The organism is Helicobacter canis (assembly GCF_008693005.1).
GTDB lineage: Bacteria > Campylobacterota > Campylobacteria > Campylobacterales > Helicobacteraceae > Helicobacter_B > Helicobacter_B canis.
On record NZ_VXKE01000023.1, the window covers coordinates 26,391 to 38,513 of the forward strand.

The 12,123-nt window shown below is 43.7% G+C and carries 13 protein-coding genes; 5 read left to right on the top strand and 8 right to left on the bottom strand.

The annotated features are described in order from the left end of the window. Nucleotides 1-3 precede the first annotated feature (3 nt). From F4V45_RS09040 to F4V45_RS09055, 4 genes are all read right to left on the bottom strand, one after another. On the bottom strand, nucleotides 4-1,311 hold the full coding sequence (locus F4V45_RS09040; RefSeq protein WP_150337991.1) for a tRNA (uridine(54)-C5)-methyltransferase TrmA: 1,308 nt from the start codon (nucleotides 1,309-1,311) through the stop codon (nucleotides 4-6). A 165-nt stretch (nucleotides 1,312-1,476) separates the two neighbouring features. Next, complete coding sequence (locus F4V45_RS09045) at nucleotides 1,477-1,692, bottom strand: hypothetical protein (RefSeq protein ID WP_150337992.1); 216 nt, start codon at nucleotides 1,690-1,692, stop codon at nucleotides 1,477-1,479. 50 nt (nucleotides 1,693-1,742) lie between these two features. Then, nucleotides 1,743-3,497: a methyl-accepting chemotaxis protein gene (locus F4V45_RS09050; RefSeq protein ID WP_150337993.1), complete on the bottom strand. Its 1,755-nt coding sequence runs from the start codon at nucleotides 3,495-3,497 to the stop codon at nucleotides 1,743-1,745. A 160-nt stretch (nucleotides 3,498-3,657) separates the two neighbouring features. Continuing rightward, entirely contained in the window at nucleotides 3,658-4,632 is a 975-nt protein-coding gene (locus tag F4V45_RS09055) for a transaldolase (protein ID WP_246145319.1), read from the bottom strand. 129 nt (nucleotides 4,633-4,761) lie between these two features. Between F4V45_RS09055 and F4V45_RS09060 the strand changes: the two genes are divergently transcribed. The 5 genes from F4V45_RS09060 to F4V45_RS09080 all read left to right on the top strand — a co-directional run bounded on the left by F4V45_RS09060 (nucleotide 4,762) and on the right by F4V45_RS09080 (nucleotide 8,671). Next, complete coding sequence (locus tag F4V45_RS09060; protein ID WP_150337995.1) at nucleotides 4,762-5,757, top strand: hypothetical protein; 996 nt, start codon at nucleotides 4,762-4,764, stop codon at nucleotides 5,755-5,757. 12 nt (nucleotides 5,758-5,769) lie between these two features. Then, on the top strand, nucleotides 5,770-6,912 hold the full coding sequence (gene dnaJ / locus F4V45_RS09065) for a molecular chaperone DnaJ (protein WP_150337996.1): 1,143 nt from the start codon (nucleotides 5,770-5,772) through the stop codon (nucleotides 6,910-6,912). A gap of 196 nt (nucleotides 6,913-7,108) precedes the next feature. Further along, entirely contained in the window at nucleotides 7,109-7,996 is an 888-nt protein-coding gene (locus F4V45_RS09070) for a sulfatase-like hydrolase/transferase (protein WP_150337997.1), read from the top strand. Next, nucleotides 7,953-8,177, top strand: a complete 225-nt coding sequence (locus tag F4V45_RS09075) for a hypothetical protein (protein ID WP_211362734.1) — start codon at nucleotides 7,953-7,955, stop codon at nucleotides 8,175-8,177. The genes F4V45_RS09070 and F4V45_RS09075 overlap by 44 nt, the downstream gene beginning before the upstream one ends. Beyond that, nucleotides 8,120-8,671 (top strand): sulfatase-like hydrolase/transferase, encoded by a 552-nt coding sequence (locus tag F4V45_RS09080; RefSeq protein WP_150337999.1) that lies wholly within the window; start codon nucleotides 8,120-8,122, stop codon nucleotides 8,669-8,671. The genes F4V45_RS09075 and F4V45_RS09080 overlap by 58 nt, the downstream gene beginning before the upstream one ends. A 4-nt stretch (nucleotides 8,672-8,675) precedes the next feature. On the opposite strand, the gene F4V45_RS09085 is transcribed toward F4V45_RS09080, so the two are convergent. From F4V45_RS09085 to F4V45_RS09100, 4 genes are read right to left on the bottom strand one after another with little or no spacing between them, the layout of a single operon-like run. Further along, nucleotides 8,676-9,614, bottom strand: a complete 939-nt coding sequence (locus F4V45_RS09085; protein ID WP_150338000.1) for a pseudouridine synthase family protein — start codon at nucleotides 9,612-9,614, stop codon at nucleotides 8,676-8,678. A gap of 5 nt (nucleotides 9,615-9,619) precedes the next feature. Continuing rightward, nucleotides 9,620-10,171: a 2-oxoglutarate:acceptor oxidoreductase subunit OorC gene (locus tag F4V45_RS09090; RefSeq protein WP_150338001.1), complete on the bottom strand. Its 552-nt coding sequence runs from the start codon at nucleotides 10,169-10,171 to the stop codon at nucleotides 9,620-9,622. A gap of 1 nt (nucleotide 10,172) precedes the next feature. Continuing rightward, nucleotides 10,173-10,997, bottom strand: a complete 825-nt coding sequence (locus tag F4V45_RS09095) for a 2-oxoglutarate ferredoxin oxidoreductase subunit beta (protein ID WP_023930873.1) — start codon at nucleotides 10,995-10,997, stop codon at nucleotides 10,173-10,175. A gap of 1 nt (nucleotide 10,998) precedes the next feature. Next, a complete protein-coding gene (locus F4V45_RS09100; protein WP_150338002.1) occupies nucleotides 10,999-12,123 on the bottom strand; it encodes a 2-oxoglutarate synthase subunit alpha in 1,125 nt (374 codons plus the stop codon).

Sequence of the window (12,123 nt, forward strand, 5' to 3'; positions counted from 1 at the left end):
GCCTTAAGCTTGCTTGCGCAATATAAGCGCGCATTCTTTATGGTGCGTGTGCGGAAACTGATCAAAAAGCGCGAAATTTTCTATGCTATGTGTTTGCAAAAGCACTTGCAAATCTTTCAGTAAGCTAGCAGGATTGCACGAGATATAAATGATATAGGAAAAGCCCGCGATAAACGCCAGCATTGCCCCATCGCCGATCCCACTTCTTGGCGGATCTATAAGAATATGCGAGAAGTTAAAGCTTGATATATCTACCCCTTTTAAGCGGTAGAACTCCCTCTCCCCACTAAGCGCACTCATCGTCTCCGCTCCACTTAGGCGCACGCTTGTGATATTTGTGATGTTATTTAGCAGTGCATTGCGCGAAATATGCGCGCTAGCAGTTTTGACCACCTCTGTTACTAGCACTTTATTAAAGCACTCTGCCAAAGCTATGGAGAAATTCCCATCACCCCCATACATTTCTAGCAAATCTACGCGCTTATGTGCTTGTATCATTGATTTAGCAAAAGAGAGCATACAGGCATTCATATAGGCATTTGGCTGGCAAAACTGTCCTTCTTTACGCAGATAGACATAGGGCTTCCCGCACACTTGCACCACATCAGTAATGCAATCTTGCACGCTAGAATCTATAATGCTATCTCTAAAGCAAAGTTTTTGATTTTTACTACGCGCTACGATAGTGATCTCGCGCACCATTTTTGGCACTGCTTGCTCGCATAGAGCCTTAAGCGCGCAAGGTAGCTCTCTAGCTGCTTGCTCATAGGTAGAATCTAGCCTTTTATGATAGATAAGCGTTATGGCAACATCACTACACTGCCACTCATCAGGCTCAATCACATAGCACAAGCCCTGCAAGCTAGAATCTAGCCAAGTCATTGCGGTGGGTTTGGGGAGACTTTGGGGCAAATGCTCTTGTGTGCTAAAGCGTGAGCCTAACACTTCAATGGCATAGAGCTTTTGACTTAAGATATTTGAGTGCTGAAGAAGCGGCAGCAACGCTTGCAAAACGCTTTGTAAAGCAGGTAAAAGTATGGGGCAGTTTTGGATTTTTATGCGCGAATTTTTGCCCTTTGCACTCATAGAGAGATAGAGACTTGGCAAAGCATTGGTAGAATCCACGCCGCTAGACTCTCTATATATACGAAACTCCCCACGCGCACGATACCCAGAATCTGGCGAAGCATAGAGGTAGAATCTAGAGCCTAAAGCACCTATATTAAAACACTCATAAAGCTCGCGCACTTTTGATTCTAGTGTATTGCTTCTCTCACACCCTCCACATATATCTACAACAGAGCAAACCATCGCACCTACCCTTCAATCGCGGCAATTCAGCTTTATTAAGACACCTGTCTTTTGCTTGTGTCAAAAGAGTATCTCTCTGCCAAAAAGCCACGCTTGTGTGATTGCAAACCTAGATTCTAGCGATAAAAGCCTAAAATCTAAATAACCAAATAGATTGCCGCGCCGCTAATGCGGCTCGCAATGACGGAGTTGTGTGAAAAAGTGGATTCTAGGATAAAAGCTCGTTTTGTAGCTAAAGGATTCTAAGCATTGCGCCTGTTTTATTCTAAAGGATTCTAGGATTTGGGCATTTTTTCTAACGATTCTAAGCATTGCGGTGGGGCTGTGGGAGCTTTGCAAAAATTGGGGAAGGTTAGCGACCTTAGCGGTCGTGCCTTTCACAATTTTTGCAACACTGTCGCATTGCCTACCCAAGACTGAATCGCTTGTGGTTAGATTTTTTTCTTGTTTGCATCATCTAATATCGCCTTGGCAATCCCTGATACATCTTGTGAGATTTGTGAGCTAGCATTAGCGATGCTTACATTCTCTTGGGTTACAGACTCTAGGCTAGAGATGGCTTCATTGATTTGTGTGATACCTGCGGTTTGCTCTTTGATAGATTCTGCCATATCATTGATTGATTGCACAAGTAGGTTTGTGTTGGCTTCTATCTCACCTAGAGATTTACTGGTGCGCTCTGCTAGCTTTCTCACTTCATCAGCTACGACTGCAAAGCCTCTGCCGTGCTCCCCAGCTCTAGCAGCTTCTATGGCAGCATTTAGGGCTAGGAGGTTTGTTTGATCGGCTATGTCGCGGATAATGCCGATGACATTTCTTATATCTTCTGTTTGCTGGATTACTTCATTGGTCCTGCCAGAGACATTTTGCATAGATGAAGTGATCTCTTCTACGGCAGTGGCGGTCTGCTCTAGGCTGCTAGCTTGTGAGTTAGAAGATTTCGTAAGGGCGGCTACGGCTTCTTCTAGCTTGTCGCTTTGATTGTGTAAGGAGTTAGCAAACTCTAGGGAAGTTTTGAGCATTTTTCTTATCTCTTCTCCTAGGGTGTTAGTAACTACTTCTACTCGTCCTTGTGCATTTGCTACTTCTGTGGTGAAGTCTAAGCTAACATAAGATTCAAATACACGATTAAGCTCATTTAGATTCTTGCCTACTCCTGTCATTAAGAGTTGAAGCAATTGATTTACAGAATCTCTTAATTCATTTAATTGTGGATTATTGCCTTTAGATTCTATAAGGCTATCAGCATAACCCTGCTTTGCTCTATCTATAACTTGAAGAGATTGTGCTACAAGAGCTTGGTCGGATTCTAAGCCTTTGGCAATATGGGCTATATTTTGCTCAATACCCCTTGCCATTGCTCCAAATTCATCTTTATTATGAAGTGGGGTAAGCTTAATCTCTTTGCTTTCACGATTAAGATACTTAAAAAATAGCATCATATTATGCTGCAATACACCAACACTTTTTAGCAACGAGCGATAAAACATAAACATCAAAGGCACAAAAATAAGCACAAAACATATAGAAGCAATCATAAGGGCATTACGCAAGATAGAGCGGATAATATCAAGGATAGATGTTGAACTCTTTTGTGCGTAAATATCAAAAGTATCAGCATATACACCTGTGGAAATCCAAATATTATCTGTATTTGGAATCATAGCTGCATAAGCAATCTTAGGCGCAGTGCCAAGTGTGCCATCGGGCAAGGGTTTAGAAAAAAGATAATGCACAAAAAGTCCTTTGTCTGTCTGTCGTTTAGAAGTATCAAACAGCTCCCGCACATAATACACGCCATTGACATCTTTTGCTTCCGCTAGAGACTTGCCAAGCAAATCCTTACGCGTGGGGTGAGCCACAGGCACATATTCCTTATAGGCAAAATAATAGCCCGACTTGTCATCTTCAAAGCGAAAATCCTCAATAGCCTTAGCAATGATAGCAATTTGCTGCTTCTCATCAACACCCTTTATCAAAGCTCCCAAAGATTGTGCCACAGAATCTGTGGATAGCTTAAGCTTTTGCTCAACCTCATCTTGTATAAGGTCGTGTAATTGCTCAACGCTCTGCTCTGCTATTTTCTCTTCACCGATAAAAACAAGCCCCACAAGCACGGCAAAGCTTAGAAATGACCCAAAAATGAGAAGCAAAATTTTGTATTTGAGTGAAAGATATTTAAACATCACTTATCCTTTGTAGTTGTAGTAATTTTCTAGCGTCGGCGATTATATAAAAAAAAAAAAAAACGATAAATCAAGGCGGCGCAAAAAGATTATCTAGCAGCTATGTAATGATTGTGTAAGATTTATTTAAGGTTGATTGAAAATGCGGGCGGCTTAGCACTTACGCAAGGCTTGCAAGCATCGCGCTAAATGACTGCTTGAATGCTTCTAGCCCTTCTGCTAGCAGCGTGCTTTGCAGGGATTCTAGTGTGTGCTTGCCTAAATCAAGCTCGCTAATGGCGCGCGAGGCTTCTTTTTTCTCAAGCCAAGGGATCACGCGCTCTTTTGGTGATTGCAAAAATGCTTCAATAGTCGCTAAAGGAGCGGTATTAACACTATGTGGAGCGATAAGGTTGGTGATGTAGTAGTCTGGGTTTAGCCCTTGGATTTTAGCTCCTGTTGAGGCAAAAAGTGGGCGGATTCTTGAGTTGCCAAGCTCGTTTATCGCTCCATAGCATACCATCGCATTTAATATGCCTAGTCGTGGTTGTAGCGGCTCTGCTGGCGGGATAGGGGAGTCAAAGCGCGAGACAAAAATACTAATCACAGCGCGGGCGTTTGTCTTGGAGTTTTTATCAAGGATTCTTGCGCATTGTGCAGCTTGCTTTTCTGAAAATACCAAAGTGGCATTTACATTGATTCCATCTTTAAAAAGCGCGCCCATCACTTCATAGCCCGCTTCTGTAGCGGGGACTTTGATCATTACATTCTCATACCCTATGCTCTCATAAAGTCGCCTTCCCTCTTCTATGCTTGCTTTTGCATCATCGCTCAAAGTGGGGTCGATCTCAATGCTAATGTAGCCATAATCTCTATCGGCTTCATAGAGCCCTAGAAGTGCTTGTGCAGCAAGTTTTATGTCTTCTATGGCTAGGGATTCATAAATGTCTTTTGGGCAGAGTTTGGGTGCAGATCGTAGCTGCTCTAGCTGGGCTTGATAAGCACTAGAGTGTAAAATCGCATTGGCGAAAATGCTTGGATTGCTTGTAGCACCGACAAAATGCGCTTCTTTCAAGTGTGTGGCAAAGTCGTGCTGCAAGAATCCGCGCTCAATAAAATCACACCATAGACTGAAGTCTTTCACGCTATTTTTCATATAAATCCTTGAAACTTATTTGCTGGGAATTTTAGCAAATTAAGCCCTTTTACAACACATTTTTTTTATAATCCCAGCTTTTATTTGGTTTTATCTAGGTCTTCGATCCATACTTTTTAAGGATTATATATGCGGCTTTGCCATAGATCGTGTTTGAGATTTTTTGCTTGCATTTGTCTGTTGTGCGTATGCGCTAATCTAGCCTATACGCAAGAGCTAACCCCAAGCGATCCGCAGAATCCAGCATTTGTCAAGCAGGATTCTACTTTGCCTATGCTTGCACCAGAGTCGCTAGAATCTAACTTGGAGCAGCACTCATTTTTCACCCATCGCTATACTACTCGCTTTGACAAGCAGCATAAGATTAAAGCGATGGGGATCTATGGAGAGAGCAAAGTGGGCGCAAATCTTTCGCGCTATGTCGGTGGAGCGATTTTGTATGATGGTATTGTCGATCGCTATCCCGTTGGAGCATTTATGGGCTATGTTTATGAGCAAGCACCTTCTTCAAGTCCTGCTCGCACGCAAATGCTAACTTTGGGCGTATTTAGCGATGTGCTGCTGCAAGCGCACCATATTCAGGCATTTATAGCGCAGAGCTTTCAAGCTTCAAAGACTTTAAGCGCAGAGCATTTACGCGTGCCTACGGGTGATTGGGCATTTGCTAGCTCGAGTAATGCTATATTGTCTTATGGGTATGTGTTTGCCCTAAATGGTGCTGGGAGCTTTATAGAGCCTTATGCTCGCTACAACCTACACGCGCTTTTTCCTATCAACGCCCAAGGTGCAGCAATGTCGTCTTATGTATTGCGGACAAATATTGATCTAGGCGTGCTATTTAAGCAGTTTATAGGGAGGCGGTTTATCATCTCAGCTTCGCCATCTTTCCGCCAAGATGTGGGGGTCATTGGAGTCGATAGCTTCGCGCGCCCTTTGGTGGTTGATCCAAATGGTGAGCTTATCATCGCCTTGCCTGATAGAAAGTATCATAGCTATGGCTTGCTATCTTTGGGGCTGGAGTGGCGAGCAGGACACTCTTGCACGATAGCTCTTAGGGCACACGGAGTTTATACAAATACCGCTTATTTGTATAGCGGGAATCTAGGTGTAAGCGTATTATTTTAGCTAGGAGTGTATATGGAGCAGTTTGACTACTATGAGATTTTAGAGATAGAGCGCACAAGCGACAAAGAAATCATTAAAAAAGCTTATCGCAAGCTCGCGCTTAAATACCACCCAGACAGAAACCCAGATGACAAAAGTGCGGAAGAGAGATTTAAGCAAATCAATGAAGCGTATGAGATTTTGAGTGATGATGAAAAACGCCAGATCTATGATCGCTATGGCAAAGATGGGCTAGAGCGTCAAGGCAAAGGCTTTAGCGGAGATTTTTCTGGGTTTGGCTCGATCTTTGAAGATTTGTTTGGGCAGGCATTTGGCTTTGGCGGTAGGAAGGGAGCTAGATCGCAGGAGAAATATGACCTTGATTTTCTAATGCGGCTTGACCTTAGCTTCAAGGAAGCGATATTTGGGTGTAAAAAGTCCATTTCTATCACCTATAAGACTTCGTGTAAAGAGTGCGATGGTAGCGGCAGTACAGATAAAAGCTCGGCGACCTGCCCGGATTGCCACGGCAAGGGGCAAGTCTTTATCCAGCAGGGGTTTATGGCATTTGGGCAGACTTGCCCGCGCTGCCACGGATCTGGCAGTATCATCACTAAGCCTTGTCAAGCCTGCAAAGGAGAGGGATTTACCACTGCAAGCGAAGAGGTGGAAATCTCTGTCCCAGCGGGCGTGGATAATGAAATGCGCCTACGCATAAGCGGCAAGGGAAATCAGGGTAAAAGTGGGGCTAGGGGGGATTTGTATCTTGTGCTGTATGTCCAAGATGATGCGCACTTTATCCGCAATGGTAATGATATTTACATTGAAGTGCCTGTGTTTTTCACACAGATTCTACTAGGAGCTAAAATCAATATCCCCTCACTCAGTGGCGAGCCCATTGAGCTAAATCTCCCACCAAATACAAAAGATAAAGAGCACTTTGTCTTCAATGGAGAGGGTGTGGCTGATGTCAATACAAAGGCTAAAGGACGCTTGATCGCGCAAGTTTCTATCACTTATCCAAAATCACTTAACGCCGAGCAAAAAGAGCTGATCCAAAGGCTAGATGATAGCTTTGGCGTGCATAGTAAGCCGTATGAAAACATATTCCAAGAAGCGTTTGAAAAGATCAAGGGCTGGTTTAATGAAAAAAAGCACGACAAAAAGAAAAGGTAGCATAGCACTGCCAACTTTCACACAAGTGGCTAATGTATAGTTTTGGTATTGCTTGCTTGTTAATACCTTTTTAACAGCTCTTTTACTTGTAAAAGTCGGGGGGCAAAACCTAGCGGAATTATTGTGGCTTTGGCTTATTAAATCCTTTGCCATAAATTTTGCAGCTATTTTTGTGTGCTTTTATGGGCTAGAGTGTTTGGGGTGCTTTTGTGCTGCTGGTGCAAGGGTGGCGCGTTTTATAGAAGCTATGTTGGCTTTTTGCTGCTTTGTTGGAGGGTGTGTTGATGTGTTTTTGCTATGGAGCTTCCACTCGTGGCTAAATAATACATTTTTCACAATTTTTCTCTCCACCAATCCCCTAGAAGCGCGAGAGTTTCTCTCTGTGTATGGCACTAGACTTAGCTTGTGGGCTGCTCTAGGTATGTTTGTGGGCTTAAGTGGCGTGTTTGTTTACAGCAGCTTGCATAGTAGGTGCTGTAATCTATATAGCTTGCTGCTATGTCGCGTAGTTTCGCTGGTGGTTATGGTGGCTTGTGGTGCGCTTTTAGCCTTTAGGCTAATGCAAATCCCTAGCCCGCTTAGCTATATGGCAGACAAAAATATGCTAGTGCGCTATATAGATGTAGTTACGCAAACTCTCGCGCAAAATAATGCCTACATCAATGAATACAAGCATATTTCACACATTATAGAGAGTGGCACTTCAGCAAATATTATAGAAAACTTCTCCACACTGCCCAATGTCGTGCTAATCTTAGGGGAATCCACCCAGCGTAATTATATGTCGCTCTATGGCTATAAGATTGATAGCACTCCAGCCCTACGCGCTCTAGCTAAGCGCGGGAATTTGGTTGTATTTGATGATGTCATATCGCCGCACTCTCATACGGACTTATCCTTGCAAAAAGCGCTTACTTTTAGCAATTATGAAAACGCCAGCACACCTTGGTATATGCAGCAAAATCTACTTGATATTCTTAATAGTGCGGGCTATGAGACATATTGGCCAAGTAATCAAGAGGCGATCTCTATCTATGGCAATGCACCAGAGATCATCTCTAGGCGTGGAAGCATACGCGATTAGCACGCTTAATGATAGCTTTGCTTCAGGGAGATTCTATGATTCTGTCTTGCTGCGCCTTATTGATGAAGCAAGAAAGCAGCCTAGTAGCAAAAACTTCTACATCATTCACCTTATGGGGACACTATTAACTACAAAGATCGCTACCCATCATCATTTGCTCATTTCAATAAGCACTCTTTGATACAAAATGATCTCCACACATATCCAAGCAACCCAGCTCAAGCATTAAGCCAAGCTGCACTAGAGATAAAAGCGCATTATCTTAATGCCATAGCCTATAATGACCATATTGTCAGCGAGATTATTGATAAGTTTGCGGCGGCGGATTCTGTGGTGATTTATCTCAGTGATCACGGCGATGAAGTGTTTGATTTTAGGGATTTTGTCGGGCATACAGAATCTATTGGCTCGCGATTTATGGTAGAAATACCTTTTATGATTTATATGAGTGATACATTTAAGCGCAGGCACAAACAGCTTGCGGAGCAAATTACGCAAGCAAGGCATTTGCCATTTATGACAGATGATTTGATACACACTTTGCTTGATTTACTTGGCATTGTCAGTGTAGATTCTCTCAAATCTCGCGCTCTTTTTCACCCAAGCTATAATGCCAAGCGACCTAGAATCTATAATGGGCAAGATTATGATAAAACTTTACGCCCTATCAAATAGCTCCCTAATGGCAGCTGTGCCACCATATCGGCGTGGGTGTGGAGAGCGCATAGGAAATAGACTGAAAGCTAAAGCGCACACTAAGGGCGTGTAAGCACAAAGTCTGCGCTGCCAAATCGCTAGAGCCTTTGGCTTGCGCGCCAGATTCTAGGAGAAACTGCTCTTTTAAGGCACAAAGATACATATTGGCTACTTCATCGCTTGCGCCATAGAGCATATCTCCACAAATTGGGTGTCCTATATGGGCGCAATGCAAGCGGATTTGATGTGTCCTGCCTGTAAGGGGCTTGGCGTGGATATAGGTGCAGTTGTGCTTGGGGTCGATGTGTATTGGTGTAAGAAGCGTGCTAGAATCTTTCCCTAAATCGCTAATGCAAGAGCGGATAGAGAGATGACCCCTTGCGTGCTTGTGTGGCGTATGGATTGGGGCATTGACTAGGATTTCATCGTGCAATATGCCTTGAATTTTTGCTAGATAGAGCTTTTGCACTTTGTGGGTGGCTACAAGATGCTTTAGGGCTTTTTCACTCTGCTTAGTTTTAGCCACAAGGATTGCCCCACTTGTCTCATAATCAAGTCGATGAATGGGCTGGGCGTCTTGCCCATAGCACGAGCGGATAGAATCTACTAGGCTTTTATGTGTAAAAGTGCCTTTAGGGTGGGTGAGCAGCTTGCTTGGCTTATCAAACACAGCGAAATCTTTTGTAGAAAAAATTGGAGTAAGCAGCTCGCTAGATGGGTAATATGTATCCACAAAGCGCGTTAGCCACACTTCACCGCTTATGAGCTGGGACTTGTGAATGGGAGTGTTGTTGGGGAGACGCAATCGTGCTTTATCGATTGTTTTTTGCGCAAGTTTTGGGGAGAATCCCAAAACTCTAATGAGAAACTGCGCTGATTTTATAGGGGCGGGTATAAAATGCTTTTCACGGATAAAGGGCATATAGGCTATGCCATAGCACTATTTGCGTATTTTTCACCTAGCTCAAATGCCTTTTTGTTTAGCTCTACAACCTTTGCTGGCACTTTTGAAATCATTGTTTCATAGACTAAATTTCTATCGACACATTTTGTAAAAGCAACTGTTACGCCAAGTGCTACGACTGATTGGGTAACAACATTGCCCACTTCTTCTTTGGCGATGGTAATAATGGGGATTTCATAGATTTTAAAGCGTTTTCTATCCTCATCGCTTGGTGTTACAAGATTTGGCTCAACGACAATAATCCCACCTTCTTTCACGCCATTTTTAAACTGATCATAGCTCACTTGTGCGGTAGAGAGCATAAAGTCAATATGTCCTTCATTAGCGTATGGGTAGAGAATCTCCTTAGAATCTAGCAAAATATCTACCTTTGTAGGACCACCGCGCACCTGAGATGTGTAGGTAGAGGCTTGGATACCATAGCCACCCGCGCGGATTCTAGACTCTGCTAGAATCTCCCCCGCAAGCAAGACACCCTGCCCGCCCACACCTGTAAATCGAAGTTCAGCTTCCATATTAATGTCCCCCTTTTTGTGCTTTTTCAATCACTCCATCATACGCGCGACAATATTCAATTTTACTTGTATCGTGCTTTAAGATCCCCGTTGGGAATTTGCCCACTCTTTCTTCTTCGCTTAGCTCATCATATTTACGCTTGCTAATTGTGCGAGATTCTATCCATTTAAGCGTTTGCACTGCTTCGCCCATTTTGTTCTTGCGCCCAAGATTGATGTGGCAGTTGCTATGTATGTCAAAGAAGCTAAATCCTTCGTGTTTGAAGCCTTCATAGAGCACTTTCTCAATCTTTTTAGGATCAAGCACGGATTCTCTAGCGACAAATGTCGCCCCAGCAGCATCGACTAGCTTACAAGGGTCAAAGCTATTTTCAATATTGCCAAACTGCGCTGTTACAGTCCACATACCTTGTGGGGTTGTAGGAGAAGTTTGAGAGTTTGTAAGCCCGTAGATGAAGTTATTAACAAGCACATAGTTTAGGTCAATATTGCGCCTGCTGGCGTGGATTGTGTGGTTGCCACCAATGGCTAGCGCATCGCCATCGCCACTGACAACAATGACATGTTTTTTGGGATTAGCAAGCTTAATGCCTGTGGCATACGCAAGAGCCCTGCCGTGTGTCGTATGCACAGTGTTGCAATTCACATACGAGCTCATACGCCCACTACACCCAATCCCGCTCACCAAACATACATCATCCATTTTCCAGCCAAGCGCATCAATGGTGCGGATAATTGATTTTAAGATCACACCATCGCCGCAGCCCCAGCACCAAAGTGTAGGCATTTTATCTACGCGCAAATATTCATCATAATTAAAAGCCATCTTACATCTCCTTGATTCTATCTATAATTTGCGTAGGTGATATGCTACGCCCATTTGCTTGCCCCATAAACTCCACTTTACGCTCAAGCACACGCTCAATTTCTTCTAAATATTGCCCCTTATTGAGCTCGATGACAAGAATCTTTTTGTAGGTTTCACCAAGTTGTTTTAGTCTTGTTTTAGGACTTGGCCAAAGTGTGATAGGGCGGAATAGTCCCACCTTTTTACCCATTTTCTTTAGCTCAATCATCGCTTCTTTAACAGATAGTGCCGTAGAGCCATAAGCGATGATGGCGATTTCCGCACCTTCTAAATCAAGCTCTTCATTTTGGCAGATATAGGACTCTTTAGATTCTATCTTATTAAACAAGCGATCGATCAACGCCTGCCCCATTTTCGCATCTTCTGTGGGGAATCCAAGCGGTCCGTGATGAAGCCCTGTGATATGGTAGCGGTAGCCTTGGAAAAACGGATTTAAAATCGCGCCTTCATCTGGCTTAACATCGTAGGGCTGGTAGCTTTTAGGGTCGCCTGTAAAAGTGCGGCGATTGATAACGCTCTTTTGCACTTCTTCTATATCTGGGATATAAGTCTTGCCATACATATGTCCAATTGTTTCATCCATTAGCAAAAACACTGGAGTCATTAGCTCTTCTGCGAGATTAAATGCGCGAAGTGTCTCTGTGTAGGATTCTTCAAGATTGCCCGGTGCGATTGCCACAGCTTTAAAATCCCCGTGCGTAGGGTGCTTAAGGAAACTTACATCGCCCTGTGCTACACGCGTGGGCATACCAGTAGAAGGACCAGATCGCATAACATCAGCTATTACAAGCGGAACTTCTGCCATAAAACCAAGCCCAATTTGCTCTACTTTGAGTGAAATACCCGGACCAGAACTACCTGTCATAGCCTTTACACCACTCATCGCCGCCCCAAGAGCCGCACAAATCCCACTAATTTCATCTTCCATTTGGATAAAATGCCCATCGTGCTTTGGCAGAAGCACGCTCATCTCGTGCATAATATCCGAAGATGGCGTGATAGGATAGCCACCATAAAATCGACAGCCTGCATCGATGGCTGCTTTTGCTACAAGCTCGTTACCGCCAGAAATTACCTCTCGCAT